Origin of the sequence: Nocardiopsis sinuspersici (assembly GCF_001998325.1) — a bacterium.
Lineage (GTDB): Bacteria > Actinomycetota > Actinomycetes > Streptosporangiales > Streptosporangiaceae > Nocardiopsis > Nocardiopsis sinuspersici.
Genome location: NZ_MCOK01000001.1, coordinates 3987647 through 4013981 on the forward strand (window position 1 = coordinate 3987647; position 26335 = coordinate 4013981).

The 26335-nt window shown below is 72.0% G+C and carries 20 protein-coding genes; 10 read left to right on the plus strand and 10 right to left on the minus strand.

The window, feature by feature from the left end; all coding sequences use genetic code 11:
• Positions 1-188: 188 nt before the first annotated feature.
• Positions 189-3032, minus strand: a complete 2844-nt coding sequence (gene secA / locus NOSIN_RS17220) for a preprotein translocase subunit SecA (RefSeq protein WP_077691735.1) — start codon at positions 3030-3032, stop codon at positions 189-191.
• Between the two features lie 472 nt (positions 3033-3504).
• Here secA and NOSIN_RS17225 point away from each other — a divergent pair, with 472 nt between their 5' ends.
• The gene (locus NOSIN_RS17225; RefSeq protein WP_077691736.1) at positions 3505-4029 is read left to right on the plus strand and encodes a hypothetical protein; all 525 of its coding nucleotides are present in this window, start codon (positions 3505-3507) and stop codon (positions 4027-4029) included.
• Positions 4030-4287: 258 nt separating this feature from the next.
• Here the strand turns inward: NOSIN_RS17225 and hpf are convergent, their stop codons facing one another.
• From hpf to mtrA, 5 genes are all read right to left on the minus strand, one after another.
• Positions 4288-4962, minus strand: a complete 675-nt coding sequence (gene hpf, locus NOSIN_RS17230) for a ribosome hibernation-promoting factor, HPF/YfiA family (protein WP_077691737.1) — start codon at positions 4960-4962, stop codon at positions 4288-4290.
• Positions 4963-5659: 697 nt separating this feature from the next.
• The gene (locus NOSIN_RS17235) at positions 5660-6412 is read right to left on the minus strand and encodes a ComF family protein (RefSeq protein ID WP_077691738.1); all 753 of its coding nucleotides are present in this window, start codon (positions 6410-6412) and stop codon (positions 5660-5662) included.
• Between the two features lie 127 nt (positions 6413-6539).
• Positions 6540-8405, minus strand: coding sequence for an LpqB family beta-propeller domain-containing protein (locus tag NOSIN_RS17240; RefSeq protein ID WP_077691739.1), 1866 nt, complete (start codon positions 8403-8405; stop codon positions 6540-6542).
• Positions 8402-10222: an MtrAB system histidine kinase MtrB gene (mtrB, locus tag NOSIN_RS17245; RefSeq protein ID WP_077691740.1), complete on the minus strand. Its 1821-nt coding sequence runs from the start codon at positions 10220-10222 to the stop codon at positions 8402-8404. The genes NOSIN_RS17240 and mtrB overlap by 4 nt, the downstream gene beginning before the upstream one ends.
• A 16-nt stretch (positions 10223-10238) precedes the next feature.
• Positions 10239-10916: an MtrAB system response regulator MtrA gene (gene mtrA, locus NOSIN_RS17250; protein ID WP_077691741.1), complete on the minus strand. Its 678-nt coding sequence runs from the start codon at positions 10914-10916 to the stop codon at positions 10239-10241.
• Between the two features lie 421 nt (positions 10917-11337).
• On the opposite strand from mtrA, the gene NOSIN_RS17255 reads away from it, so the two are divergent.
• From NOSIN_RS17255 to NOSIN_RS17280, 6 genes are all read left to right on the plus strand, one after another.
• Complete coding sequence (locus NOSIN_RS17255; protein ID WP_077691742.1) at positions 11338-12897, plus strand: glycerophosphoryl diester phosphodiesterase membrane domain-containing protein; 1560 nt, start codon at positions 11338-11340, stop codon at positions 12895-12897.
• Positions 12894-13523: a DUF4129 domain-containing protein gene (locus NOSIN_RS17260; RefSeq protein WP_077691743.1), complete on the plus strand. Its 630-nt coding sequence runs from the start codon at positions 12894-12896 to the stop codon at positions 13521-13523. The genes NOSIN_RS17255 and NOSIN_RS17260 overlap by 4 nt, the downstream gene beginning before the upstream one ends.
• Positions 13520-14725, plus strand: coding sequence for a DUF4350 domain-containing protein (locus NOSIN_RS17265; protein WP_077691744.1), 1206 nt, complete (start codon positions 13520-13522; stop codon positions 14723-14725). Before NOSIN_RS17260 ends, NOSIN_RS17265 begins: the two co-directional genes overlap by 4 nt.
• 69 nt (positions 14726-14794) lie before the next feature.
• The gene (locus NOSIN_RS17270) at positions 14795-15778 is read left to right on the plus strand and encodes an AAA family ATPase (protein WP_077691745.1); all 984 of its coding nucleotides are present in this window, start codon (positions 14795-14797) and stop codon (positions 15776-15778) included.
• Positions 15778-17079 (plus strand): DUF58 domain-containing protein, encoded by a 1302-nt coding sequence (locus NOSIN_RS17275; RefSeq protein WP_077691746.1) that lies wholly within the window; start codon positions 15778-15780, stop codon positions 17077-17079. The genes NOSIN_RS17270 and NOSIN_RS17275 overlap by 1 nt, the downstream gene beginning before the upstream one ends.
• Positions 17080-17112: 33 nt before the next feature.
• Positions 17113-19206, plus strand: coding sequence for a tetratricopeptide repeat protein (locus tag NOSIN_RS17280; RefSeq protein ID WP_077691747.1), 2094 nt, complete (start codon positions 17113-17115; stop codon positions 19204-19206).
• Here the strand turns inward: NOSIN_RS17280 and NOSIN_RS17285 are convergent.
• Both NOSIN_RS17285 and NOSIN_RS17290 read right to left on the minus strand, forming a co-directional pair.
• Entirely contained in the window at positions 19178-19399 is a 222-nt protein-coding gene (locus NOSIN_RS17285) for a DUF397 domain-containing protein (RefSeq protein WP_077691748.1), read from the minus strand. The genes NOSIN_RS17280 and NOSIN_RS17285 overlap by 29 nt on opposite strands.
• A gap of 41 nt (positions 19400-19440) precedes the next feature.
• Positions 19441-20445 (minus strand): stage II sporulation protein M, encoded by a 1005-nt coding sequence (locus tag NOSIN_RS17290; RefSeq protein WP_077691749.1) that lies wholly within the window; start codon positions 20443-20445, stop codon positions 19441-19443.
• A 119-nt stretch (positions 20446-20564) separates the two neighbouring features.
• Here NOSIN_RS17290 and NOSIN_RS17295 point away from each other — a divergent pair, with 119 nt between their 5' ends.
• Entirely contained in the window at positions 20565-21428 is an 864-nt protein-coding gene (locus NOSIN_RS17295; RefSeq protein ID WP_077691750.1) for an RDD family protein, read from the plus strand.
• 13 nt (positions 21429-21441) lie between these two features.
• On the opposite strand, the gene ahcY (NOSIN_RS17300) is transcribed toward NOSIN_RS17295, so the two are convergent.
• Positions 21442-22704, minus strand: coding sequence for an adenosylhomocysteinase (ahcY, locus tag NOSIN_RS17300; protein WP_077691751.1), 1263 nt, complete (start codon positions 22702-22704; stop codon positions 21442-21444).
• Between the two features lie 321 nt (positions 22705-23025).
• On the minus strand, positions 23026-24462 hold the full coding sequence (gene ahcY, locus NOSIN_RS17305; RefSeq protein WP_143832949.1) for an adenosylhomocysteinase: 1437 nt from the start codon (positions 24460-24462) through the stop codon (positions 23026-23028).
• A 128-nt stretch (positions 24463-24590) separates the two neighbouring features.
• On the opposite strand from ahcY (NOSIN_RS17305), the gene NOSIN_RS17310 reads away from it, so the two are divergent.
• Positions 24591-25007, plus strand: a complete 417-nt coding sequence (locus NOSIN_RS17310; protein WP_077691753.1) for a MerR family transcriptional regulator — start codon at positions 24591-24593, stop codon at positions 25005-25007.
• Positions 25008-25181: 174 nt separating this feature from the next.
• Positions 25182-26330 (plus strand): hypothetical protein, encoded by a 1149-nt coding sequence (locus NOSIN_RS17315; protein ID WP_077691754.1) that lies wholly within the window; start codon positions 25182-25184, stop codon positions 26328-26330.
• Positions 26331-26335 lie beyond the last annotated feature (5 nt).

Below are 26335 nucleotides of genomic sequence, written 5' to 3' on the forward strand. Positions count from 1 at the left end.
GGCGAGGGGGCCCGCGCCCCCTCGCCTGACGGCCCCGGCCCGCACGCGCGGACCACCGGCCAGGAGGCGTGCGGCGACCGGTCCGGGCATCGCGGCGGGCGCCACGCGGCGCTCGGCGGGCCTGCGAGGACGCGCGTGGGCGCGGCCCCCGACGGGGCCGCGCCCACGCGCGTTACGGCTGCCGGCGCCTACTTGGCGGACGGGTCACCGTGGCACTTCTTGTACTTCTTGCCGGAGCCGCACGGGCAGGGCGCGTTGCGCGCCGTACCGGCGTACTCGTCGACCGCCTCGCTGTGCTTCTCGACGGTGCCGTCCTCGCTCGGCGCGGAGTACTGGAGCCTGTCGGGCCGGCCCTCGCCGAAGCCGGGGACGACCACGTCCTCGTCGGGCTCGGCCTCCTCCGCGGGCGGGGCGGCCTCCTCGGCCTCCTCGTCCTCCTCCACCGCCGTGGCGACGGCCGTCGCGCCGGCGGAACCGCCGACGGTGGTCGCGGTCTGCGCCGCGGCCGCGGTGGTGAGCGCGGACTCGTCCTTCTTGCGGACCTTGACCTCGACGTTGAAGAGGTAGCCGACCGACTCCTCCTTGATGGCCTCCAGCATCTGCTGGAACATGTCGAAGCCCTCGCGCTGGAACTCGATCAGCGGGTTGCGCTGCGCCATGGCGCGCAGCCCGATGCCCTCCTGGAGGTAGTCCATCTCGTAGAGGTGCTCACGCCACTTGCGGTCCATGACCTGAAGGATGACCCGGCGCTCGACCTCGCGCATGGCCTCCTCGCCCAGCTCCTCCTCACGGGCCTCGTAGGCGGCGTTCGCGTCCTCGACCACGCGGTCGGCGATCACCTGGGTGGTCAGCGTGTGGAGGTCGCCGTTCTCCTCGATGAACTCGTCGACGGTGAAGCTGATCGGGTAGACCTGCTTGAACGCCCTCCAGAGCCTGTCGAGGTCCCAGTCGCTGGGGTCGCCGGCGGCGGTCTCCTCCACGACGTAGCCGCGCAGGATCTCCTCCAGCATGCTGACGACCTGGTCGCGCAGGTTCTGGCCCTCCAGGACCTTGCGGCGCTCGGCGTAGATGACCTTGCGCTGCCGGTTGAGGACCTCGTCGTACTTGAGGACGTTCTTGCGGATCTCGAAGTTCTGCGTCTCGACCTGTCCCTGCGCCGAGGCGATCGCCTTGCTGACCATCCCGGACTCGATGGGCTGGTCGTCCGGGATGTTCAGCTGCGTCATGAACGCTTCGAGACGGGTGCTGTTGAACAGGCGCAGCAGATCGTCCTGGAGGGACAGGTAGAAGCGGGAGATACCCGGGTCGCCCTGACGGCCGGAGCGGCCGCGCAGCTGGTTGTCGATGCGCCGGGACTCGTGCCGCTCGGTGCCGAGCACGTACAGACCGCCGGCCTCGACGACCTGCTCGTGCTCCTCCTCGTAGTCGGCCTTGGCCTTCTCCAGCGCCTCGGGCCAGGCGGCCTCGTACTCCTCCGGGGTCTCCAGCGGGCTCAGGCCGCGGCTCTGGAGCTCCTCGTCGGCGAGGAAGTCGGGGTTGCCGCCCAGCATGATGTCGGTACCGCGACCGGCCATGTTGGTGGCGACGGTGACCGCGCCGAGCTTGCCCGCGCGAGCGATGATCGCGGCCTCACGGGCGTGGTTCTTGGCGTTGAGGACCTCGTGCGGGACGCCCTCGCGCTTGAGCATCCGGGACAGCAGCTCGGACTTCTCGACGCTGGTGGTACCGACCAGGACGGGCTGGCCGGCCTCGTGCCGCTCGGCGATGTCCTCGGCGACCGCCTGGAACTTGGCGTCCTCGTGCTTGTAGACGACGTCCTTGACGTCCTCGCGGATCATCGGCTTGTTGGTGGGGATGGGCACCACGCCGACTTCGTAGGTCTGGGAGAACTCCGCCGCCTCGGTCTGGGCGGTACCGGTCATACCGGCGAGCTTCTCGTAGAGGCGGAAGTAGTTCTGGAGGGTGACCTTGGCGAGCGTCTGGTTCTCGTCCTTGATCTTGACGCGTTCCTTGGCCTCGATGGCCTGGTGCATGCCCTCGTTGTAGCGCCGCCCCGCCAGGACGCGGCCGGTGAACTCGTCGACGATGAGGACCTCACCGTCCTTGACGATGTACTCCTTGTCGCGCTTGTAGAGCTCCTTGGCCTTGAGCGAGTTGTTGAGGAAGCTGATGAGCGGGGTGTTGACGGCCTCGTAGAGGTTGTCGATGCCCAGCCAGTCCTCGACCTTGGCCACACCGGCCTCGGTGATGCCGACGGTGCGCTTCTTCTCGTCCACCTCGTAGTCGGTCTCGCGCTTCAGGCGCGGGGCGATCTTGGCGAACTCGGAGTACCAACGGGAGTTCTGCTCGGAGGGGCCGCTGATGATCAGCGGGGTACGGGCCTCGTCGATGAGGATGGAGTCGACCTCGTCGACCAGGGCGAAGAAGTGCTCGCGCTGGACGGTGTCCTTGAGCGAGAGCGCCATGTTGTCGCGCAGGTAGTCGAAGCCGAACTCGTTGTTCGTACCGTAGGTGATGTCGGCCTGGTAGGCCTTGCGGCGCTCGGCCGCGGTGATCTGGGGGCTGACGACGCCGACGTCGAGACCGAGGAACTGGTAGACGCGGCCCATGTTCTGGGCGTCACGCCGGGCCAGGTAGTCGTTGGTCGTGATGACGTGGACGCCCTTGCCCGCGAGGGCGTTGAGGTAGACCGCGAGGGTACCGGTCAGGGTCTTGCCCTCACCGGTCTTCATCTCGGCGATGTTGCCGAGGTGCAGCGCGGCGCCACCCATGATCTGGACGTCGAAGTGGCGCTGGCCCAGGGTCCGCTTGGCCGCCTCGCGGACGGTCGCGAAGGCCTCTGGGAGCAGGTCGTCCAGAGACTCGCCGTCCTCGTAGCGTTCCTTGTACTCCTGGGTGAGGTCCCGCAACTCCTCGTCGGTGAGGTCGACGTAGTCGTCCTCAAGCGAGTTGACCTGGTCCTTCAGCTTGTTGAGCCGGCGCAGGATCTTTCCCTCACCCGCGCGCAGGAGCTTGTTGAGTATCCCTGGCACTTCCTATGCGCTCCTCGCAGATCGCGGTTGGCTCCACACGTGTGGAGACCCTCTGGGCCCGCTGACCGCTTTCCCGTGGCCGCGGAGGACGGCGGGGGGTTCCTGGGCCCTCGGGCCTACATCCTAGAGGACGCGAACCATACACCCCACCCTCTCGGGAGAGGGGCCCTACCGCACGTTTCCCCTGGGGCAACGAAGCGGACCGGCCGTTATGTTCCCGCACGTCACGCACCTGCGTATCCGGACGGTGAGCGAATCCTTCCGGCCGTGGAACTCACGGGGGAGCCCGTGTGTCGCGGCACCGGGTACCGGTGGGGCGACCGTTCCGAAGGCTGGCGCCCGGAAGTTTCCCGCCGTTTCCACACCGCCCCTGATGCCTCCCGGCTTTCGTGGGTAGTCATCCCACAGGAGGTCGGCCGCGGCCGGACGGCCGCGGCCCGTCGAACGCGAACGTGTTCCCGGGGGGATCACCATGCGAACGAAGCGCAACAGGAGGGGCGGCGGGTCCGAGGACCGGAAGGCCCCCGACTCCAAGGAGCTGCTCACACCCTCCCCTCGTTCTCCCGACGACGTCGCCAAGGAAGTGGTCGGCGAGACACCCGTCCTCCGGAAGGACGCGGTCGAGGACGACCCGGCACTGGCCTGGGAGACGGAGCATCCCGACGGCAGCAGCCGTTTCGGCCGCATCCAGGGTTTCCAGCGCCAGGGCGGCAGCATGGCCCCGAGCAACGCGCACCGGGGGCGCCTCAGCTCCTGGGTGGCGGTGGTGCTGGCCTGCGCCGGGTTCACCGTGGGCGGCCTGGCCGTCGCCATGGGGATGTCCGTGGTCCTTCTGGTGGTCGCCGGAGTCCTCCTGCTCGCGGCGGGCGTCGTGGCCCTGTTCTTCGACATGATGAGCGACGTCGTCCTCGACACGCCCCGCAAGGAGTCGGAGGAGCCGCACGACACCCCGCTGCACCGGCTCAAGCGCGAGAGCCCCGGTCCGCACTCCGAGTAGCGGGAACCGGGCCACAGCACACCGCCGCGGCGGGTCCGTGAGGATCCGCCGCGGCGGTGTCGTCTGCGGGGGACTGTCGTGGGTCGGAAGAGGGGCTCCCGGCTCCCCGCGGGTGGCGGGCGGGGCCGGGGGACCGCGCCGAGGGCGGAGGCGGGTGGCCGTGCGGACACGGGCCCTCCGGTCGGGCACGGTCCCCGGTCCGTTACGGGAACGGAGCCCACGGAGCGAGGCGGGGCCCCGGGGACGTCAGGACATCACCTAGTCGACCAGCCTGAGCACGCCGTAGTTGAAGCCCTTGCGCCGGTAGACGACGCTCGGGGTGTCCTTGACCTCGTCGTGGAAGAGGTAGAAGTCGTGGCCGACGAGTTCCATCTCCATCAGCGCCTGGTCGATGCTCATGGGCTTGGCCCGGTGGAACTTCTCCCTGACGACGAGGGGAACGTCCCCCTGGGTCTCCAGTTCGACGAACTCGTCGGAGAACCTCCCGCCCGCCTCGGTGCCGTCGGGCTCCTCCTCGGTGCGCTGGGCGGGGGGCGCCTGGGTGGCGGTGGCGGTGGCGGCTGCTGAGGGCATGTCTCCGGGGAGGTCCGCGGTGGCTGCCGCGACGGAGACGGGGCTGTGGTTGCCGCGGTGGACCTTGCGCCGGTCCGCGGCCTTGCGGAGACGGGCCTCGATCTTGTCGATCGCCAGGTCGAGGGCACCGTACCGGTCCGAGGCCGCGGCCTCGCTGCGAATGATCGGACCGTTGGTCCGGATGGTCAGCTCAACCCGCTCGCGGACGTCGGCGAGCTTGGGGTTGCGCTCTTCGGACACCTCAACGTCGACGATCATGCCCTTCTTCTCCCACTTGGAGAGCCTTTCGAGCTTGTTGTCGACGTGCTGCCGGAACTTCTCACTCACATCGGTGCGTCGACCCTTGACGATGATGTCCATAGGACCCCCTTCATCGCGTGGCCGCCACCGTGGCGGCGGCCAGGCTGCTCTGCATCCCTTCCGCCGCCTGGGGGGCGGAAGGGGTGTCCCGCACTAGCCCCCTTCCGCTGGTGTCCCCGTCCTGTTGGGGGCACGGCTTGGTTGGAAGTGCGTATACCCACCATGGGCGCCGTCATCACGTGCCCCGTGGACACGATTGGCGACGGCCTCCGAACTGGGAAAAAGGACTTCTGCCGCAATACGGGCAGCGTGGTCCCGGGGGACTGAGGAGAGTGCCCCCGGGAGCCCGCCGTTGGCGGACTCCCGGGCGATGGGATGCCACCCGTCCGGCCGACCTGGTCTTCGTCCCCACATCCGCCTGCTGAGAGTGTCGCCGCTCTTGTACGCGACTACTGCTCTTCTCCCTGTCATGAGGGACATCTGGACCCTCCGCGGGGCAGGGCTTACCTCTAAGGCGCACCGTGATCGGTCGACGAAAAGTCGCCTTACGTGGGCCGTTTCGCCTGCGCCTGGCATCGGCTTGCCGGAGTAGCGCCCCGGTGTTCCCGGGGGCTCAGACGCTCCGACGCAACCACGGACCCGGACGGGTGCCATACCGTGACCGTAACCTGTCCTGACGAGGATGTCAGGTGGTGATCACCCGCTCAACTCACCGGTAACCATCGCAAATCCTTGTGTACGTGGACTTTTCGCCTGCTCAGGTGGGTTCGTAAAACCTTCTTGCCCGGCCCGCCGTTCCACCGGGCGCACCCTCGGGAAGTCGCTCGGCGAGGACGACCGCTCCCGCCACCCTGATCCCGCGGGCCCGCAGGGCACGGGTCGCCTCGGCCACCGTCGCGCCCGTGGTGAGGACGTCGTCCACCACGACCGCCGCTCCCCCGCGCGCGGTACCGGACGCGGCCGCGCCGGCCCCCGGCCGGTCGGCGACGAAGGTGCCCGTCCGGTTGGCCAGGCGCTCGGACCGGCCCAGGCCGGCCTGGCGCCGGGACCTGCCCCGGTGGCGCAGCAGCGGCGCCACCCTTCCGGCGTCCGCACCGCCCGCGCCCGCCAGGCAGGCGAACGCCAGCCGGGTGACCGGGGCACGGGGGTCGCGCGGCGTGCCGCGGCCGGGGACGGGGACGAGCAGGGTGTCCGGAGCGGCCAGTCCCGACGCGGTGTAGGCGGCGGCCAGGCGCTCGCCCAGCGGCGTGGCCAGGGCGTCCGCGCCGCCCTCCTTGTAGGCGAGCAGCACGCGGCGGTGGTGTCCGGCGTAGGGGCCGGCCGACCAGGCGGGAGGGCAGCCCGGCCGGGGCGAGCACCGGTGGGGCCGGCGTTCCAGCACGGCGAGGCAGTCCCCGCACAGCGGCCCCGAGGGGCCCGAGCATCCGGCGCAGGGGTGTGGGAGGAGCAGGTCGAGCAGCGCGGCGAGCGTCCGCCGCGGTACGCCGGTACGGCGGATCGCGTCGTTCACCGGTCCAGGATCGCTTCCCGGGCCGGCCTTCGCCAGCCCCTCCGGCGACCTGTGGACGACTCGGCGCCCGCGAAGGGGCGTACCGGGAGCGGGGCGGTCGGTGGCCGACCGCCCCGCGGGACGCGCGTCAGCCGGGGAAGGTGGGCGAGCCGCCCTCCACCACGCTCTGCCAGTTGAGCGGGTCGTTGGAGATCCAGATGTTGCCGTCGTCCGAGCCGGCGATCAGCGGCTGCCCCGGGGCGCCCGAGATCGTCACCATGCTCGCGACGGGGGATCCGGCGCTGGCGGACGACGTGCCGCCGTCCACCGAGACCAGGAGTGCCTGGCTCGTGCCGCCCTCGCGGCTGCCCAGCACGACCAGCTGGTCGGCCGAGCGCCAGAAGATCTCGGTGATCTGGTCCAGCTCGCCGGCCAGCGGTATGAACGACTCCAGCCGGACCTGCCCGTCGGAGCCCTCCACCACGCGGCCCACCTGGAGCGAGCGCTGTCCGTCCACCTCGGTCACCACGGCGGCACGGGTGCCGTCCCGCGCGATCTGGAAGTCCACCATCGGGCCCTCGCCCAGGTCGGACACGTCCACCCGCATGACCTCCTCGCCGTCGCGCAGCAGCCACAGGGCGGTGGCGTCCGGCGCCGGCTGGGCGCCGTTGAGGTTGGGGGGGTCGGCGGCGGACTCGTCCTGCTCCTCCTCGTCCTCGCTCTCGTCGGGGATCTCCTCGACCACCCACAGGTCGCCGTTGACGTCCCAGGACAGCTCGGTGAAGATCCCGTCGGACAGGACCTCCCGGGCCGTGGCGCCCGAGGCCGTCGGACTCGTGAGGACCCTGTCGCCGCCGGTGGTGATCCCGGCGAGGGTCTGCTCGTCCAGGGACACCGCGAACCGCTCCAGCGGGATCTCCCCCGACCCCAGGGGGCCGGGGACCGGCTCCGCGTCGCCGAAGGTGTCGGAGTCCCAGTCCGAGGCCGACCACAGCCGGCCCTCGTGCGAGTAGTAGGCGCTGGTGTCGGTGGTCACCCCCGGGCTCACCTCGGTCCAGTAGACGCTGCCCGGGCTCGGCCGGTCGGCGCTCGGTCCCTCCGATCCCGGGAAGTCGACCTCGGAGCCGTTCACGGTGAGGGTGAACTCCTGGATCTCCGGCAGCTGGCGCAGGGTCCAGGCGATCTGCGCTCCCATGCCGAACTCGTCGGCCTCGCCCCCGCTGGCCACACTGACGGAGACCCGGTCCTCCTCCACCTCCAGGTCGGGGTCGGCCCCCTCGGGGAAGGAGGAGTGCACCGACGGGTCCAGCCAGTCGCTGGGCCCGCTGATGAGCCTGTCCAGCAGGCGCTCCGCCAGTTCGTCGTTGCTCACCGGCAGGTAGACCGGATCCGGGACCAGGGCGTTCTCCTCGGGGTTGAAGAAGTACAGGTTGAAGGGCCGGTGGGTGCGCTCCACGTCGAGCTTGCTGAGGATGAGCTCGTCGGGAAGGCTCTGGATACGCCACTCCCCGGCGGGGTCGCCGCCCTCTCGGGCCAGGACGAACCGCTCTTCGAGCAGCCGCTCGGAATCGCCGGGGAGGTACTTGCCGCCCTCGTCGATGGTGGCCACCATCGAACTGCGCATCCGCACGGTGGCGGTGAGCCCGTCGCCGCCGATCTCGGTGTCCAGGTCGACCGTGTCGAGGTCGGGGAAGACCTTGACCGTGCCGTCCGGAGACCACTCCTGGCCGGTCTCGGGCAGCATGTAGCTGCGGGCGGCCTCGTAGTCCTGCTCGAAGCTGCCCATGTCCTGGAGGAACCCGCTGACCAGGCCGGCCGGGTCCACGCCCTCCTGGGGCCCCGCGGGCAGCAGGCGCACGTAGCCCCCGTAGGGGTCGCCCTCGGATCCGTTGCCGTCGCTGGTCACGACGGGGCCGGTCATCGGGACGGTCGCGCAGGCCGCCATGGACACGCCCGCCACGGCCGTGGCCAGGCAGGCGCGCACGGCGCGGCCGAAGCGGTTCGGTGGCCTCATGACAGGTTCTCCTCGCCCTCGCGCCGACCGGCTCCCCGGTCACCGCCGTCCGCGTCGTCCTGGCCGTCCCTGGCGGGAACCCTCTCGGCGCGGGCCGCTCCGTTGCCGCCCTCACCCGTGAACGGGGCGAAGCCCCGGCCCAGGGCGATCTCCGGCGGCACCAGGGGCAGGGGGGATCCGCGCAGTTCGCTTCCGGAGCGGCGCGGTAGCGACAGCCGGAACTGGGAACCCTGTCCGGGCAGGCCCCACGCCTGGAGCCAGCCGCCGTGCAGCATGGCGTCCTCCTTCGCGATGGACAGTCCCAGACCGGTGCCGCCGGTGGTGCGCACGCGGGCCGGGTCCGCGCGCCAGAAGCGGTCGAAGCACAGGTGCTCCTCCCCCTCCTTGAGGCCCACGCCGTAGTCGCGCACGGCCACGGCCACCGCGTCGCGGTCGCCCGCGGCGGTGACCACCACGTCACGGCCCTCGCTGTGCTCGATGGCGTTGACCACCAGGTTGCGCAGGATGCGGTTGATCCGGCGTGCGTCGTACTCGGCCGTGCAGGGTTCGGCGGGCAGGCGCAGGACGACCTTGATCCCGCGCCGCTCGGCGATCTGCTCGGCGTCGCCGACGGCCTTCATGACCGCGTCCCGGATGTCCAGGGACTCGATGCCCAGGGTGACGGCCCCGGCGTCGTGGCGGCTGATCTCCAGCAGGTCCGCGAGCAGCTCCTCGAAGCGCTCCACCTGGCCCTGCAACAGCTCCACCGAACGGCGCATGGTGGGGTCGAGCTCCTCGCGCTCGTCGAAGAGCACGTCCCCGGCCATCTTGATCGTGGTCAGCGGGGTGCGCAGCTCGTGGGAGACGTCGGAGACGAACTGGCGCTGGAGCTTGGACAGCTCCTCCAGCTCCTGGATCTTCTCCTGGAGGTTGCCCGCCATGTCGTTGAACGACAGCGCCAGCCTGGCGAGGTCGTCCTCCCCCCGCACGGCCATGCGCTCGGTCAGGTCCCCCGAGGAGAGCCGTTCGGCGGACTGGGCCACCGAGCGTACCGGGGTGACCACCTGCCGTGTGATGACGAACGCGATCAGGCCGAGGAGGATGACCAGCAGGGTCCCCACCAGGGCGACCGTGTTCTGGACCAGGTCGAGGATCTCCTGCTCGTGCTGGAGCGGGAAGAGGTAGTAGAGCTCGTAGGCGTGTGTGAGCTGCGAACCGACCACCAGCGCGGGCTCCTCGGTGCCGCCCTGCTCGGTGGTGATGCGCGTGTACGTGTGGTACTGCTGCTCGTCCACCTCGGACCGGCGTACCTGGTCGATGAGGCGCTGCGGAACGCTGCCCCCGCCGGTGGCCCACCCGATCTCGTCGCCCACCGAGGGCAGGATGACCACGCTGTACAGCCCGGTGTCGCCGCTGCGGCTGGTGAGCTCGTTGGCGAGGTCGTACAGGAGTCGCTTGCGGTCCGCCGCCTCGTTCTCCTGGAGCTCGGTGAGCGCGTAGCTGAGCCCCGCGCGGTGGTCGGTGACGGCCGTGGCGATCTTGGCGTCGAGCAGACCGGTGCGCACCTGGGAGATGAGGACGTACCCCAGGCCCGCCATCACCACCAGGGACAGGACCAGGGTGGCGGAGATGACCCTGAGGTGCAGCGAACGGCGCCAGTTGGTGTGGACGCCGCGCACCAGGGCGCGGGCGGCACGCTGGGCGAACAGGTAGGCACGGGTGAGCCCCGTACCGCTGTCGCGCCAGCGCACCCCGGTCTCGGACGGTCCGGAGGACGTGCCGGGCCGTTGTCCCCCGGAGGCGGTCGTCCGCTCGTCCGCGGGTGTACCTGCGGTCATGTGAGACTCGGTGGAATCAGGCGGTACCGGCCTTGTAGCCGACACCGCGGACGGTCACGACGACCTCGGGATGCTCCGGGTCCTTCTCGATCTTGGCCCTCAGGCGCTGCACGTGGACGTTGACCAGGCGGGTGTCGGCGGCGTGCCGGTAACCCCAGACCTGCTCCAGCAGCACCTCGCGGGTGAAGACCTGGCGCGGCTTGCGGGCCAGGGCGACCAGGAGGTCGAACTCCAGCGGCGTGAGGCTGATCTGCTCGCCGTCGCGGCGCACGGCGTGCCCGGCGACGTCGATGGTGATGTCCCCGATCTGCAGGACCTCGGGGGCGGGCTCCTCGGTACGGCGCAGCCGCACGCGGACGCGGGCCACGAGTTCCTTGGGCTTGAAGGGCTTGACGATGTAGTCGTCGGCACCGGACTCCAGGCCCAGGACGACGTCGATGGTGTCGCTCTTGGCCGTGAGCATCACGATGGGCACGTTGGACTCGGCGCGGATCTGACGGCACACGTCGATCCCGTCGGCCCCGGGCAGCATCAGATCGAGGAGGACCAGGTCGGGCTTGGTCTCGCGGAAGGCCTCCATGGCCTTGTCTCCGTCATGCACGAACGAGGGCTCGAACCCCTCGCCGCGCAGAACGATACCGAGCATCTCGGCGAGGGCGAGGTCATCGTCGACAACCAGTACACGTCCCTTCATCGGTGTGTCCGGCGCCGGGCGTCAGACCCGCCCATGGGCGGGTAGGCGGCGCCTACTCCTCTCTCTGGAAACACGCAGCGGCACAAACGTTCGGTGCGCCCTCGACGCAAAGAACTGCTTCTTCTTCCCAACCTTGCCACCTTCGGACGGTGTTGGGAGAGTGGTCGATGTTTTTCGGCCCGTACGGACCGGTCGCGGCCACAGGCGCGTCGGCCCTGATGAGCTGGCCCGTGAACTCTCGCGACTTGGCCTGTTGGTAACAGAAAGCATACAAAAGGAATGAAGTGAGTGGGTTGGGCCTGCATACGCCCCAACACCGCCGGACAGCGGTGGAACCGCCGGGTAGGTTGGATTCCCAGACGGCAGGAATCGCGCCAATCCGCTCACACAGCGCGACCGAACCCTATGGAGGGCGTGGCAGATGACCCAGGAGGACGACCCCCGGGACACGTCGGGGGACTCCCCGGACGAGCCGGGCGGCGGTGGAACTCCCGAGTCCGCTCCCCGCCCGGAGCCCGGCGACTGGACGGCGCCCGGCCAGGGCCCGTCCGCGCCCGCCACGCCTCCGGAGGACCGGCCGGGGTTCGCGCCTCCCGAGCAGGGAGGGGCGTCCCACGGACAGCCATCGGAAACGGAACAACGACAGGGGTACGGACATTCCGGGTACGGGCCGCCCGGACACCCCCAGCCGTCCGGGCAGCAGGGGTACGGACAGGCTCCCGGCCACGGCCAGCAGTACGGGTACGGGTCCGGAGGGCAGGGCTACGGCGGGCAGCCGCCGAACCCGGACCCGTACGGCCGGTACGGCTCCGGGCGGCAGCAGCCGTACGCCGCGACACCGCCGGGCTACGGTCCGCCCCCCGGTCACGGGCAGCAGCCCCGGTACGGACAGCAGCAGTACGGCCAGCAGCCCCAGTACGGGCAGCAGTACGGCTACGGCGCTCCCCACGGCGGGCCGCGCGCGCCCAAGCCCGGCGTCGTCGCGCTGCGTCCGATGACCCTCGGGGACATCCTCAACGGCGCGTTCAGCGTCATCCGCAACAACCCGAAGACCACCGTCGGGCTCTCGCTGGTCGTCATGGCGATCGCCAGCATCATCAGCTCGATCGGCTTCAGCGGCTACATGTCCGACTACGGGGTCTTCATGGACCAGGTCATGACCGACCCCGCCTCGGTCGGCCCCGACGACCCGTTGCCGTTCAGCGCCTGGTCGATCGCCGCCCTGTACGGCGGCAGCCTCCTGAGCTACGCCGGGACCATCCTGGTCACCGGGCTGCTCACCGCCGTGATCGGCATGGCCGTCCTGGGCCGCAAGCTCACCCCGTCGCAGGCCTGGGCCGTGGTGAAGGACCGGATCGGGGCCGTCATCGGCCTGGCGCTCCTGCAACTGCTGATCGTCTTCGGCCTCACCCTCGTCATCACGGTGGTGGGGGTCGCCGGCCTGTTCCTGGGCATCTACCTGGCCGTCTCGGGCAACGAGGCCGCCGGTGTGACCGTCATCGTCGCCGCACTGGTCCTGGGAGTCCTCGGCGGTATCGCGCTGGCCGCCTGGATCTACGTCCGCATCTACTTCGCCATGCCCGTCGTGGTGCTCGAACGCCTCGGTGTGGGCGCGTCCCTCGCCCGCTCCTGGCGCCTGACCCAGGGCAGTTGGTGGCGGGTCTTCGGCATCACGCTGCTGGCCTACCTCCTCATCGGCCTCGTCGGCAGCCTGCTGAGCACACCCCTCAGCATCGTCGCGGTCGTCCCCAGCTTCGTCGCGCCCGGCGAGACCTGGGCCGCCGTCGTCTCGGGCGCCGTCATCTACGTGAGCGAGGTCCTGGTCTCCTCGATCACCACCCCCTTCACCGTGGGCGTGGCGACGCTGCTCTACGTGGACCTGCGGATGCGCCGTGAGGGCCTCGACCTGAAACTGCACGAGGCGGCCCGTGCGGGCTACGAGGCGGGCCCGGAGATCTACCTGCCGGAGCCGCGGACGTGAGGACACACCTCGCCGCCGTCGAGGAGGTGACCCGCGAGGAGGGGCGGCGCCGCGCCATCGAGGAGCTGAGCGACCCCCTCTACGGGGAGCAGGAGCCGTCGCTGCTCGACCGCTTCCTCGCCTGGCTCGAAGAGCTGCTCGCGGGGTTCGCGGAGGGCGCGCCGGACTTCATCGGCGGCTGGACGGTCCTGGGGCCGGTCCTGGTGCTGGTCGCGGTCCTGGTGATCTGGCTGATCGTCTGGCTGCGCCCGTCCCGCGACCGCGCGGCCGGGGTGCCCGTGCACGAGAGCACGCCGATGACGGCCACCGACCACCGCGCCGCCGCCGAACGGCACGAGGCCGCGGGCGAGTTCGCCGCCGCCGTCACCGAGAGGCTGAGGGCCATCAGCGTGGACCTGGAGGACAGGGCGGTCATCACCCCGCGCGCGGGACGCACCGCCACCGAGCTGGCCGCCGAGGCCTCCGACGTGCTGCCCGGCGAGGCCGGGGGCCTGCGCGAGGGCGCCCGGCTCTTCAACGACGTGGCCTACGGCGACCGCCCGGCGACCGCCGACTCCGCGCGCGTGCTGCGCGAACTGGACGCGCGGCTGCGGGCCGCCCGTCCCGCCGAGGAGGTGCGGGGATGACGGCCGACGCTCCCGCCGCGCCGACCCAGGCGCCCCCGTCCGGCCGCACGCCGCCGCCCGGGGGCTCGCGTGCCCTGCGCGTGTGGCGCTCGGTGCGCGTCCCGGCCGCCGTGGTCACCGCGCTCGTCACGGTGTCGGTGCTGCTGTCCCTGGGCGCCGAACAGTTCCCCACAGGGCGCCTGGAGCCGGAATCCGTCTCCCCCGACGGCACGCGGGCGCTGGTGAACGTACTGGAGCAGGACCGCGACGTGCACGTGACGCGCTCCTCGGCCGCCGCCGAGGAGGCCGTGGCGGCGGCCGGGGACGACACCGTGCTGGCGGTCTTCCTGGACCACCGGCTGCTTCCCGAGGAACTGGACTCCCTGGCCGCCCTCGACGTGGACACCGTCCTGGTCCAGCCGTCCACACGGTCCCTGGAGGCGTTCGCGCCCGGCGTGGAGATGACCGGGCGGGAGGAGTCCCGCGGGTTCCTGGAGACCCCCTACTCCCCCGAGTGCGACCTGCCGGCCGCCGAGGCGGCCGGCGCCGCCTACGTCGGCGGCGAGCTGTACACGGCGCCGGAGGGCGCCGTGGCCTGCTACCCGGGAGAGGACGGCCACGCACTGGTCCAGGTGCGCGGGGACGGGACGGCCACCACGGTCCTGGGCACCGGGAGGCCGCTGACCAACACCGCGCTCGGCTCCGGGGGCAACGCCGCGCTGGCGCTGAACCTCCTGGCCGCGGAGGACGTGGTGTGGCTGCGCCCGGACCCGCCCCGGCAGGAGGGCGGTACCAGCCTGTGGAACCTGCTTCCGCTGGGGCTGCGCTGGTCCCTGGTCCCGCTGGTGGCGACGCTGGCGCTGCTGGCGCTGTGGCGGGGCCGCCGGATGGGCGGGCTGGTACCCGAGTCACTGCCCGTGGTGGTGCGCGCCTCGGAGACCACCGAGGGCCGCGCGGGGCTGTACCAGTCGCGCAAGGCCCGGGACCGGGCCGCGGCGGCGCTGCGCGCCGGGTTCCTGGAGCGGACGGTGCCCAAGCTCGGGCTGAACACGGACGCCGCCCCCGAGGCGGTCGTGGCCGCCGTCGCGGAACGGGCCGGCGGCGATCCCGCGCACCTGCGGGAGCTGCTCCACCCCGGGCGGCCCGACCCGTACGCGGGAGACGACGACTCGCTGGTCCGGCTCGCCGACGAGCTCGACGAGTGCGCCCGGAAGCTGCGGTGAGACCGCTGTGACGCCGACGCGCGCGGACCGGAGAACGACCACTGAGGTATCGAGAGAGGTAGACGGCACGTGAGCGCCTTCACACCCGAGGCAACGCCATCAGCCGACGAGGCGCGTGCGGCGTTGGTCGCCCTGCGCCGCGAGGTGGCCAAGGCCGTCGTGGGCCAGGACGAGACGGTGACCGCGATGGTCGTGGCACTGCTGTGCCGCGGCCACGTGCTGATGGAGGGCGTGCCAGGCGTCGCCAAGACGCTGCTGGTGCGCACCGTGTCGGCGGCGCTGTCCCTGGACCACAAGCGGGTGCAGTTCACCCCGGACCTGATGCCGGGCGACGTGACGGGTTCCCTCGTCTACGACCAGCACACCGCGAAGTTCGAGTTCCTCAAGGGGCCGGTCTTCACCAACCTGCTCCTGGCGGACGAGATCAACCGGACCCCGCCCAAGACCCAGGCGTCCCTGCTGGAGGCCATGGAGGAGCGGCAGGTGACCGTGGAGGGGAAGCCCGCCCCGCTGCCGGAGCCGTTCATGGTGGCCGCCACCCAGAATCCGGTGGAGTACGAGGGCACCTACCCGCTGCCCGAGGCCCAGCTGGACCGGTTCCTGCTGAAGGTGACCATCCCCCTGCCCCCGCGTGCGGCCGAGGTGGAGATGCTGGGCCGCCACGCGGCCGGCTTCGACCCGGGCGACCTGGAGGCGGCGGGGGTGACCGCCGTGGCGGGCGCCGCCGAGCTGCGGGCCGGCCGGCTGGCCGTGGAGAGGGTGCGTGTGGCGCCCGAGGTCCTGGGTTACATCGTGGACCTGTGCCGGGCCACCAGGCAGTCGCCGTCGCTACAGCTGGGCGCGTCCCCGCGCGGTGCGACCGCGCTGCTGCGCACCAGCCGGGCGTGGGCGTGGCTGTCGGGGCGCGACTACGTCACCCCCGACGACGTGAAGGCCCTGGCCAAGGCAACTCTGCGGCACCGGATCGCGCTGCGTCCGGAGGCCGAGCTGGAGGGTGCCACCACCGACGGAATCCTGGACGGTGTGCTCGCCTCCGTCCCGGTGCCGCGCTGATGGTGGTCACCGGCCGGGCGGTACTGCTGGCGCTGGCGGCGACGGTCGCGGTGGCGCTGTCCGGTCTGATCGGTGCCGTGGCGACCGCAGTCGCCATGGGGGTGCTGGTGGCACTGCTGGCGGTGGACGTCCTGCTGGCGGCCAGTCCCAAGGCCATGCGCCTGTCCCGGGACGGCGACACGTCGCTGCGCCTGGGCGACTCGGCGACGGTGTCCGTGACCGTCGCCAACCCCACGCGGCGGAGCCTGCGCGGATCGGTGCGCGACGCCTGGCCGCCGAGTTCGCACGCCGCGCCGCGCAGGCAGCCGCTGCGGGTGGCGGCCGGGGAACGGCGCCGGGTGAGGACCACCCTGACCCCGACGCGGCGCGGCGACGCACGGGCCGCCGGTGTGACCCTGCGCAGTGTGGGGCCGCTGGGTCTGGCGGGCAGGCAGCGGACGCTGCGGGCGCCGTGGACGGTACGCACGCTGCCGCCGTTCCACAGCAGGCGCCACCTGCCGGGCAAGCTGTCGCGCCTGCGCGAGCTGGAGGGCCAGCACACGGCGATGGTGCGCGGCCAGGGCAGCGAGTTCGACTCGCTGCGCGACTACGTGCCCGGAGACGACGTGCGGTCGATCGACTGGCGTGCCACGGCCCGGGGCAGCGGCGTGGTGGTGCGCACGTGGCGGCCCGAGCGGGACCGGCGCATCCTCATCGTGCTGGACACCGGGCGCACGTCGGCCGGGCGGGTGGGCGACACCCCGCGTCTGGACCACGCCATGGACGCCGCGCTGCTGCTGGCGGCGCTGGCGGGCAAGGCGGGCGACCGGGTGGACTTCATGGCCTACGACCGGCGCACGCGCGCACAGGTGCGCTCGTCGGGCAAGGGCAGCCAGGTGGGCCGGATCGTGGAGGCCATGGCACCGCTGGAGGCGGAGCTGGTGGAGTCCGACCCGGCGGGGCTGGTGGGCACCGTCCTGGGCACGCAGGGGCGGACCCGGCGGCTGGTGGTGCTACTGACCGACCTGAACGCCGCGTCCCTCGAGGAGGGGCTGCTGCCGCGGCTGTCCGCGCTGACCTCCCGGCACCTGCTGCTGGTGGCGGCGGTCAGGGATCCGGCGGTGGACCGGATGGCCGCGGAGCGGGGCGGCCCGGACGCGCTGTACCGGGCGGCGGCGGCCGAGCGGACGCTGGGCGAGCGGCGCCGGGTGACGGCCGAACTGCGCCGGATGGGTGTGGAGGTGGTCGACGCCGACCCGGAGCACGTCGCTCCCGCGCTGGCCGACGCCTACATCAACCTCAAGGCGCGCGGAAGGCTGTAGGAGGCCTCACGGACCGGCGCTCGTGCGGGCAGTATGGGGAGCATGGCCCCTCCCCCCGACGCTCATGACAACACCTCCTCCGGCGCCGTCCACGGCCAGCTGCTCCAGGCACGCGACATCCACGGCGGTGTGACCCTCCAGGCGCCCCCGGCGGCGCCCCCACCCCCCGCGGACGTGTCCCTGGACCCGCCCCGGCCCGCGACCGCCGTGCGCGGCCGTGAGGAGCTCCTGGGTGCGCTCGCCGAGGCCATGGAGGCCGGCGCACCGGTCCCGCACGTGCTGACCGGGCCGGGCGGATTCGGCAAGACCACGGTGGCGGCGGCGCTGGCCGAACGGGCCCGGCGCGGGGGGTGGACGGTGTTCTGGGTGCGGCCCGGGAACGTCGCGGCGAGCATGGTCGAGGCCGCGGTGGAGGTGGGCGGTCCCCGGCGGGAGGCCGAACAGGTCAGGGGGACCCGGCACCAGGCGGCCCGGTGGGTGTGGCGGCACCTGGACGCCGCTCCCCGGCCGTGGCTGCTGGTGATCGACAACGCCGACCGGCCCGAGGAGCTGGATCCGGAGAACCGTCCCGGTGACCAGCTCGGGTGGATGCGGGCGAGCCCGGGCGGGTTCGTGCTGGTGACCAGCCGGGTGGGCGACTCCGCGCAGTGGACACCCGCACGGGTGCACCGGATCTGGGAGCTGGAGGGTCCGGCGGCGGCCGAGGCCCTGGCCGACCACGCGGGGGCGGGCGGCCTCTCGGAGCTCGCGGGGGCGGAGGAGCTGGCCGAGCGCCTGGGCGGGGTCCCGCTCGCCCTGCACCTGGCCGGGCGCATCCTGGCCACGCACCGGGTGCTGTTCCCCGACGCGCACGCGCTGCTGGACAGGCTCGGCGGGGACATCGGCACGCTGGACGAGCTGGCCGCGCCCTTCGTCACCGGTACCGACGTCGAGCGCAGGCTGTTGTCGGGGGTGTGGGAGCTGTCCCTGCGGCTGGTGGAGGAGCGCGAGCCCGGGGCCGCGCCGCTGCTGAGGCTGCTGTCCGTGCTGGGGCCGGACTCCAGCGAGGTTCCGCTGCGCAGGCTGCCGCTGTCGGAGCTGGGCGGCGGCGTCCTCGGATCCCTGGACGAGGCCGGTCTGGCAAGGACGGTCAACGCGCTGGTGGTCCACGGACTGGTCTCCGTGGTGGCGGAGAGAGGTGAGATGGCGCTGCGGCTGCACCCGCTCGTGTCCGAGACGGCGCGCGCCGCTTTCACGGAGGCCGACCTCGCGGTGGTCGAGCAGGCCGAGAGCCTGCTCGCGTGGCAGCGTGACCGCGACCTTCAGTTCGAGTTCACGGCCCTCAACACCATTGTGCTGCTACGGCTGCGCCTTCGCCCCGATGACGAACCCACCGCCACGGTGACCGCCCAAGCCCTGTTGCGTACGAGCACCGAGCAGAACCGTGAGGCTTTGCGGGCACTTGTGATGGTCGGTCGAAGCCTCCTGCGTCTCAGGGGGTACCGGAAGGCGGAGAGGGTGCTGGCACACGTGGTGCGGCACACCGCTCGGTTCCCCGGTCCGGACGACCCGCTTTCGCTCCGAGCCAGGCACCACCTCGCCGAGGCGATCCTGGAGCAGGGCCGCGTCGACGAGGCGGATGAGGCGTTCCGGGTACTCCACCGGGACCGTGAACGCCTGCTGGGGCCCGACCACGCCGACACCCTGGAGACCCTCTACCAGGTCGGCCGGGTCTCGGTCAGGAAGGAGCGGTGGGAGGAGGCGGCGTGGATTCTCGGATCGGTGAGGGAGGAGCGTGTCCGTGCATCCGGCGAGGAGGACCCGCTGGCCCTGTTCGCCGAACAGAACCTGGCCTACGTCGCGATGCGGCGGGGAGACCCCGGCACGGCCGAGGCCGGATTCCGGCGGGTCCACGCAGTACGGCGGCGTGTGCTGGGCCCCGACCACCACATGACGGCTGACGCCGCCTTCTACGTGGCGAGAGCCGCCCAGGAACAGGGAGACGCCGAGAGGGCGCTCACGGGGTTCGCCGACGTCCGGCGGGTCTGGATCGCGCAACTGGGGCAGGAGCACCCGCAGGTGGAGATGATCGACCGGCGCATCGCCGAGGCCGAGAGGTTCATCGAGCGGGGCGGCTCGGTCCCGTGACCCGTGACCCTCTGGATCCGGAGACCACGCGCAGCAGAGCCGTCCACTCCGGTGCCGCCAGCTCGATCGGGGCCGCGTCCTGACGTGTGGAGTCCCGGACACGAACACCGGAGGCCCCGATGGCGGCCTCCAGGCAGCAGGTTTCGGGGGCGCTGTGGCTGCTCTTGAACCAGCGGGGGGCGTCGGTCTCCATGGCCCGGATGATGGCACGGCGAGTCCGTCGGATACGGGACCTCAGGCCACCGGCACGGCCGCCGGGGCGTTCTCGATGTCGCCCGTCTCGCCCTCCTGGTGGGCCTTCTTCCCCACCGTGAACACGTAGACCAGGAACAGCAGCTCCGCCAGGCCGCCGATGCCCAGGGCGACCGGGACCGGGATGTGCCCCGCCGCCGCGTTGCCGGTCACCAGGCCCTCGATGAGGCCCGAGACGAACAGCACCACGACCAGTCCCAGGGCCACCGCGATGGCGGCGCGCGCCTCCTCGCCCAGGGCGCGCATGCGGGTGCGGTCGCCCGGCGCGATGATCGTCCAGCCGAGCTTGAGGCCCACCCCGCCCGCGACGAAGACGGCGGTCAGCTCCAGCATGCCGTGCGGCAGGATCAGCCCGAGGAACACGTCGCCCTGGCCGTGGGCGATCATGATCCCGGCGCCGACGCCCACGTTGACGGCGTTCATCAGCAGCACCGCCAGGGTCGGCAGGCCGAGGGCCACCCCGAAGATGATCGCCTGCGCCGCCACCCACGCGTTGTTGGTCCACACCTGGGCGGCGAACGAGCCCCGGGGGTTCTCCATGTAGTAGTTCGCGAACTCGTAGTCGACGTACCGCGCGATGAACTCCGGCGTGCCCACGGCGTGCATCACGTCGGGGTTGGTCGCGATCCAGGCGGCGGTGGCCCCCGCGACCACCAGCGTGCCCGCCGTGGTGCCGATCCACCACCACCGCAGCCGGTACAGCACCGCAGGGAAGACCCGGGTGAAGAACCCGCCGACGTCGCGCCACGCGGACGCGTGCGCCCCGGTCACCGCCGACCGGGCCCGTGCCACCAGCGCGGACAGCCTGCCCACCAGCGCGGGGTCCTGCCCGGAGGACCTCACCACCGACAGGTGGGTGGACACGCGCTGGTAGAGATCGACGAGTTCGTCGATCTCCTCACCCCTCAGCGAGCGGCGCCTGCGCACCAGGTCGTTCAGCCGTTCCCACTCCCGGGCGTGCGCCGCGGCGAACACGTCGATATCCACGCAACGGACCCTACCGTTTCGAGCGGACACCGGTTCGGGTCACGGCACCCTTCGCGAACACACGTTCCGCGCTGCGGGTAATGTCTGGTGGACGGTTTCAGACGGCCCTGAGGGAGCGAATGCTGGTGTCCTATCCCGGCAACGGCGACGCCCGCGACGACGTGTACGGCGTCACTCCGCTGGTCACGGGGGACGCGGTGGTCCTCGACCTGCGGCCGGCCGGCTTCGCCACCAGGGCCGCGGCCCTGGCCATCGACGCCATCCTCCAGATCATCGCCCTGATCGCGCTGGGTGTCCTCGTCTCGTGGATCGGCCGCAACCTGGACCCCGCGATCACCGCCGCCGTCTCCCTGGCGGGCACCGTCCTGGTCCTGGTCGGCTACCCGACGGTCTTCGAGACCGTCTCCCGCGGCCGCTCCCTGGGCAAGATGGCGCTGGGCCTGCGCGTGGTGGGCACCGACGGTTCCCCCGAGCGGTTCCGGCAGGCGCTGGGCCGCGCGCTGGCGTCGTTCGTGGAGATCTGGATGACGACCGGCGTGATCGCCCTGATCACCTCGATGATCAACCGGGACGGGCGCCGCGTGGGCGACTTCGTGGCCGGGACGATGGTCGTGGAGGAGCGCGCGGGCAGGCGCCACGAGGAGAACGTCCCGATGCCGCCGCAGCTGGCGGGGTGGGCGACGGGCGTCGAACTGTCGCGGCTGTCGCCGGAGACCGTCGCGGCGGCCCGGCAGTACGTCCTCCGGTACGGGGAGCTGGCCGAGCACACCCGCCACGAGATGGGCGTCCGGCTGGCCAACGCGGTGGCCTCGCAGATCAGCCCGCCCCCGCCTCCCGGCGTCACCCCGCCCTACTTCCTCGCCGCGGTGCTCGCCGAGCGGCGCCGCCGCCACGAGGCCGCCGCCGCGCAGCAGGCCGGGCACCCCCGGAACGGGTACGGCGCCCAGCCCCACCAGTGGGGTCCGGGGAACCCGTACTCCTGAGCGCGCTCGCGGCTCAGAGGCGCCAGGAGCTCAGGTAGACCTCCTGGCCGGGGGTGAGCGCGTCGATGCGCACGTCCAGGGCGGCCAGTTCTAGCCGGGCCACCTCGGTGTCGGTCTCGGCGGGCACCTCCACCACGCCCGGTGCCAGGTCGGCGGAGTTGCGGGCCAGCCACACGGTGGTCAGGGCCTGCACCGCGAACGACATGTCCATGACGGCGGCCGGGTGCCCCTCGGCGGCGCCGAGGTTGACCAGGCGCCCCTCGGACAGCAGCAGCACGCGGCGCCCGTCCGCGAACACGTACTCGTCGGCGTGCTCGCGCACTCCCCGGTTGACCTCCACGGCCCGGTCCTCCAGCGCGGCCAGGTCGATCTCCAGGTCGAAGTGCCCGGAGTTGGCCAGGATCGCGCCGTCCTTCATCCGTCCCAGGTGCTCGGCCCGGATGACGTCGCGGTTGCCGGTGACGGTGACGAACACGTCCCCGGCGGCGGCCGCCTCCTCCATCGTGGTGACGGTGTAGCCCTGCATGACCGCGTCCAGGGCCTTGACCGGATCGACCTCGGTGACGACCACGCGGGCGCCCATGCCGCGGGCGCGCTCGGCCAGGCCGCGGCCGCAGTAGCCGAACCCGGCGACCACGACGGTGCGTCCGGCGAGCATGGCGTTGGTGGCCCGCAGGATGCCGTCGATGGTGGACTGGCCGGTGCCGTACCGGTTGTCGAACATGCGCTTGGTGGCGGTGTCGTTGACCGCGACCATCGGCAGCCGCAGCTCGCCCTCGGCGCTCATCCGGCGCAGCCGGATCACCCCGGTGGTGGTCTGCTCGCAGCCGCCCAGCACCCCGTCGAGCAGGTCGGGGCGGACCAGGTGGGCCGTGTTGACCAGGTCGCACCCGTCGTCGATCAGCAGGTGCGGGCGCGACTCCAGGACGGTGACCAGGTTCCGGTCGTAGGAAGCCGGGTCCATTCCGGCCCAGGCGTGGACCGAGACCCCGTACTCGGCGACCAGCGCCGCGGCGGTGTCGTCCTGGGTGGACAGCGGGTTGGACGCCGCCAGCCACACCTCGGCGCCGCCCGCCCGCAGCGCGCGCAGCAGGTTGGCCGTCTCGGCGGTCACGTGCTGGCAGGCGGCCACGCGCAGCCCCTCCAGGGGGCGTTCGGCGGCGAAGCGCTCGCGCACGCTGCGCAGCACCGGCATGGAGCGTTCGGCCCAGTCCACGCGGCGGACCCCGGCCCGGGCGAGGCCGAGGTCGGCCACCTCGTGTGAGGGGAGTGTCATGTGCTGCCTGGCTCCTGTTTCCTGATCGGCTCAACCCTCGGGGGGTACGTTCGGGCGCCCACGGGGCTCTGGAGGATTCGGAGGCGGGACGACAGGTACTGCGGCCGTAGGCCGTCGTTTGGGGGTGGTGGCGGGCGACGGCGTGGGCACGAGCCGTCACACCGGAGAATCCGAGGGTTCCCCACCTTGGGCGCCCGAACACGGAAAGTACTGCGCTTAGCATCCGTTGAGGGTGGTGGCCCGCCGCCGCGCGAAGCGCCCTGGCGGGCGACGGCGGGCGACGGGCGGGCGAAGCGGAGCGGAGCCCCGGAGAAACGCTGCCTAGTAGCGGTAGTGGTCGGGCTTGTACGGGCCCGCCACGTCCACACCGATGTAGGCGGCCTGCTCCTTGGTGAGCGTGGTCAGCCTGACGCCGAGCGCGTCCAGGTGCAGCCGGGCGACCTTCTCGTCCAGGAGCTTGGGCAGCGTGTACACGTCGGTCGGGTACTCGTCGGGCTTGGTGAACAGCTCGATCTGCGCGATGACCTGGTTGGTGAAGCTGTTGGACATCACGAAGCTGGGGTGGCCGGTGGCGTTGCCCAGGTTGAGCAGGCGGCCCTCGGAGAGCACCAGGACGGACTTCCCGCCGGGGAGGGTCCACTCGTGGACCTGCGGCTTGATCTCCTTCTTGGTGACGCCGGGGATCCTCGCCAGGCCCGCCATGTCGATCTCGTTGTCGAAGTGGCCGACGTTGCCGATGATCGCCTGGTGCTTCATGCGGGTGATCTGGTCGGCCATGATCACGTTGAAGTTGCCGGTGGTGGTGATGAAGATGTCACCGGTCTCCAGCACGTCGTCCAGGGTGCTGACCTGGAAGCCGTCCATGGCCGCCTGGAGGGCGTTGATCGGGTCGATCTCGGTGATGATGACGCGGGCGCCCTGGCCGCGCAGCGCCTCGGCCGCGCCCTTGCCCACGTCGCCGTAGCCGCAGACCACGGCGACCTTGCCGCCGATGAGCACGTCGGTGGCGCGCATGATGCCGTCGGGCAGCGAGTGGCGGATGCCGTACTTGTTGTCGAACTTGCTCTTGGTGACCGAGTCGTTGACGTTGATCGCCGGGAAGGCCAGGGTGCCCTCGCGGCGCATCTCGTACAGGCGGAGCACACCGGTGGTGGTCTCCTCGGTGACGCCCCGGATGCCCTTGGCGATCTCGGTCCACTTGGTGGCGTCGCGCTCCAGGCTGGCGCCCAGCAGGCGCAGGACGACCGCCATCTCCTCGTTGTCGACGCCGTCGGGGTCGGGGACCGCGCCCGCCTTCTCGTACTCGGCGCCCTTGTGGACGAGCATGGTGGCGTCGCCGCCGTCGTCCAGGATCATGTTGGGGCCCTCGGCGCCCGGCCAGGTCAGCGCCTGCTCCGTGCACCACCAGTACTCTTCGAGGGTCTCGCCCTTCCAGGCGAAGACCGGCACGCCCCTGGGGTCCTCGGGGGTGCCGTCGGGGCCGACGACGACCGCGGCGGCGGCGTGGTCCTGGGTGGAGAAGATGTTGCAGCTGACCCAGCGCACCTCGGCGCCCAGGGCGACCAGGGTCTCGATGAGGACCGCGGTCTGGATGGTCATGTGCAGCGAGCCCATGATGCGGGCGCCCCGGAGCGGCTTGCTGTCCCCGAACTCGGCGCGGGTGGCCATGAGACCGGGCATCTCGTGCTCGGCGAGCCGGATCTCGTCGCGGCCGAAGGGGGCCAGGGAAAGATCGGCGACCTTGAAGTCGAAAGCCATGCGTTCCTCACTCGTGATGGTCGTAGCCTCTCCGATTCTAGGGCCGCCGCCCCGCCAACGGAGAGAAACTGACGCTGCGATGTCAGAATTGCTTTCACCGGTGGTGGAGTTCGGTTAGGGTCGCGTCCATGGCCGCCCTCGACGACGCCCCGCCCCCGCCCGACCGGTCCTCCAGGCCGACCGGGCCCGTGCCGATCTCCGCGGCCGCCGACCGGGTGGGCACCACCGCGCGGATGCTGCGCTACCGGGAGGGCCTGGGCCTTTTGCCCCGTACCCAGGAACAGCCCACGGGACGCGGCCACCGGCACCGCCGGTTCACCGAGGAGGACCTGCGCACGATCGCGGTGGGCCTGGAGCTGGAGCGCGAGTTCGACATCCCGCCCGCGGCGCTGGCCTTCGCGCTGCGCGTCCTGGCCGAGCCCGAGGTGCTGGCCCGGGTGCGCGCGCACGGGGAGCGGCTGGGCAGGCTCGCGGCGGCGCCCACGCGCGCGCTGGACTTCGAACAGGAGAAGGCGATGCGGCTGCTGCACGGCCGCCGGACCTGACCCCCGGCTCCGGGCGCCGCCCGTTTCCGGTGCTCCCTCCACCGGGCCCCTTCCGGGCACCGGCCGCCCCGGCCCGGGGCACACGGGGTTTACCTCCGCATGCGGCCGGTAGCGGCCACATGCCGGGGCCGTCCGGCAGGTTTTGGCCGACTGCCCACTGGCTACGGAGACAGCGTGGATACCCTACGCTGCGGTGCGGACCTGGACCGGATCCCGAGCCTGGTACGCGAAGACCTCATGGACGTCGACCGGCTGCGGGCGATCTGGGCCCAGCACCGCCAGAGCCAGCCCCGTGACGCGCGCGCGGCCGCGCGGCGTGAGCTGGTGCGCCGCCGCGTCCGGGAACTGGGCGGCGGCCCGGCCATGGAGGAGCTGGTGGTGTCCGTCTCGGTGGACGGGACCTCCGGTCAGCCGGTCAACGCCGAGTTCGTCGCGGAACTGGCCGGGCGGGCCCGCGACCTGCCCGAGGACGACCCCTCGCGCTCGCCGGGAGGCCCCCTGGACTCCGCACGGGCGCTGCGGGTGGCCGAGGCCGCCTCGGTGCCCGCCCATCCGGTGGTGCGCGCCGCGTACACCTACACCGAGTGCGTGGCGGTGCTGACCGAGCTGGACCCGGACGAGGGAGCGAACGCGCACCTGTGGGTGCTGCCGTGGGTACTGGCCTCACTGGTGCTGCGGCGGGCGGACTTCCCCCCGCTGCTGCCCGACCCGGTCTCCCCGCCGCCGCAGACCGCCCGGGAGCCCGACGAGCGCCTCGCCGGGGTGGTGCGCCACTTCGCGCGGCTGGTGACCGGGACACTGCTCGACGAGCTGAGCTGGACCCCCGAACCCGTGCCCGAACCGCGCTCGCCGGTGTCCCCGCTCGCGGCGGTGACCCGCCGCCGCGTGCTGGACTACGTGCGCTCGCGCCGGGACTCGGTCGCCCTGATCCTGCGGGCGCTGGACCCCGGGGCGCGCACCTCGGTGTACTCGGGCGGTTCGGACGACACCGAGCCCGGGAGCGCGGCGGACACCGTGGCCCGGACACTGCTCACCCCGGGCGCCGCGCACTGGTGGACGGCCCTGGAACTGGTGGTGGACGAGGTGTCGCTGTGCCTGTTCGTGGTGGTGCAGGAGGTGGGCCGGCCCCGGACGGGGGTCCTGGCGGTCACCGCCGACGCGCGTCTGACCACCCCGGACGGGGTACGCGACGCACTGGGCATGTCCGGCACCGACAGTGTGACCGTGATGCCCACGGACTGCGTGGACGACCGCTGGCCGCAGGTGCGCGACCTCGTGGACGAGGCCGTCTCGCGCGCCATGAACGAGCTCACCCGGGTGTGAGACCG

Bases quoted from the DNA above. Each gene is read 5' to 3' on its own strand.
- NOSIN_RS17225 (WP_077691736.1), top strand. From the start codon at position 3,505: ATGCGAACGAAGCGCAACAGGAGGGGCGGCGGGTCCGAGGACCGGAAG.
- hpf (WP_077691737.1), bottom strand. From the start codon at position 4,962: ATGGACATCATCGTCAAGGGTCGACGCACCGATGTGAGTGAGAAGTTC.
- NOSIN_RS17240 (WP_077691739.1), bottom strand. From the start codon at position 8,405: ATGAGGCCACCGAACCGCTTCGGCCGCGCCGTGCGCGCCTGCCTGGCC.
- mtrB (WP_077691740.1), bottom strand. From the start codon at position 10,222: ATGACCGCAGGTACACCCGCGGACGAGCGGACGACCGCCTCCGGGGGA.
- mtrA (WP_077691741.1), bottom strand. From the start codon at position 10,916: ATGAAGGGACGTGTACTGGTTGTCGACGATGACCTCGCCCTCGCCGAG.
- NOSIN_RS17255 (WP_077691742.1), top strand. From the start codon at position 11,338: ATGACCCAGGAGGACGACCCCCGGGACACGTCGGGGGACTCCCCGGAC.
- NOSIN_RS17265 (WP_077691744.1), top strand. From the start codon at position 13,520: ATGACGGCCGACGCTCCCGCCGCGCCGACCCAGGCGCCCCCGTCCGGC.
- NOSIN_RS17275 (WP_077691746.1), top strand. From the start codon at position 15,778: ATGGTGGTCACCGGCCGGGCGGTACTGCTGGCGCTGGCGGCGACGGTC.
- NOSIN_RS17280 (WP_077691747.1), top strand. From the start codon at position 17,113: ATGGGGAGCATGGCCCCTCCCCCCGACGCTCATGACAACACCTCCTCC.
- NOSIN_RS17285 (WP_077691748.1), bottom strand. From the start codon at position 19,399: ATGGAGACCGACGCCCCCCGCTGGTTCAAGAGCAGCCACAGCGCCCCC.
- NOSIN_RS17295 (WP_077691750.1), top strand. From the start codon at position 20,565: ATGCTGGTGTCCTATCCCGGCAACGGCGACGCCCGCGACGACGTGTAC.
- ahcY (WP_077691751.1), bottom strand. From the start codon at position 22,704: ATGACACTCCCCTCACACGAGGTGGCCGACCTCGGCCTCGCCCGGGCC.
- ahcY (WP_143832949.1), bottom strand. From the start codon at position 24,462: ATGGCTTTCGACTTCAAGGTCGCCGATCTTTCCCTGGCCCCCTTCGGC.
- NOSIN_RS17310 (WP_077691753.1), top strand. From the start codon at position 24,591: ATGGCCGCCCTCGACGACGCCCCGCCCCCGCCCGACCGGTCCTCCAGG.